The 1,072-nt window shown below is 57.8% G+C and carries 1 protein-coding gene; it reads right to left on the bottom strand.

All coding sequences use genetic code 11. From position 1 onward, the window contains the following. Positions 1-1,061 (bottom strand): IS630 family transposase (locus Q2941_RS51670; protein WP_458197550.1); only part of this gene is annotated, 1,061 nt, incomplete at its 3' end. Positions 1,062-1,072 lie beyond the last annotated feature (11 nt).

The following is a 1,072-nucleotide window of genomic DNA, read 5'->3' as shown; positions in this document are numbered from 1 at the left end:
ACAGAAGCCAAGATCTGGTCTGCGGACTTGGTCCATTTGAAGGGCTTCGGGTTGTTGTTGTGCAGTTCGATGAACGTACGGATGTCGGCCTCGAGCTGCCTGACGGAGGTGTGAACACCTCGCTGGATTTGCTTTCTGGTGAGCTCAGCGAACCAGCGCTCAATCTGATTGATCCATGACGCAGAAGTCGGCGTGAAGTGAACATGATAGTGCGGCCGGCGAGCAAGCCACGCTTTGATCTTGGGCGTCTTGTGGGTGGCGTAGTTGTCCATGACGATATGGACAGCGAGCCCCTCAGGGATTTGAGCGTCGACCTCTTTGAGGAACTTTAAGAACTCGACCGCCCGATGGCGCTTGTAGCATTTGCCAATGACAAACCCGGAAGCGACATCGAGCGCGGCAAAAAGCGTGGTCGTACCATGCCGCATGTAGCTGTGCGTGCGACGTTCCGGTACGCCAGGCATCATCGGCAAGACCGGTTGCTCGCGATCGAGTGCTTGTATCTGACTCTTTTCATCAACGCTGAGGACAACGGCTCGGTTCGGTGGGGACAGGTAAAGCCCGACAATGTCGCGCACCTTGTCGACGAACAGCGGATCGCTCGACAGCTTGAATGTCTGGCTGCGGTGCGGCTGCAAGCCGAACGCCGTCCACATTCGGCGGATCGTGGTGTGAGAAAAACCAGTTTCCGCAGCCATCGAGCGGATTGACCAGTGCGTCGCATCGGGCGGCGTTGTACGCAATGTCCGCTCGATTACCTCAGCAACCTGATCGTCGTTGATGGTTCGAGGGCGGCCAGGGCGGGCTTCGTCAAGCAGGCCATCACAGCGATCCTTCAAGAATCGGCGGCGCCACTTGCCAACGGTGTGTTCATGGATGCCAAGTTCGGCAGCCACTGACTTGCTTGGCAAGCCATCTGCACACCGTAGAATCGCGCGGCACCGCTCAGATAGCGACCGGGCCACACGATGACGACGAACTTGCCTTTCTAAATATGCTCGCTCTTGCGGACTCAGCACCAACGGCTCGATTGGCCGGCCTCTAACACCTGCATTCGCCACAAGCGCTCTCC

The organism is Bradyrhizobium sp. UFLA05-153 (genome assembly GCF_054185185.1).
This window is presented reverse-complemented; position numbering and strand designations above follow the sequence as displayed.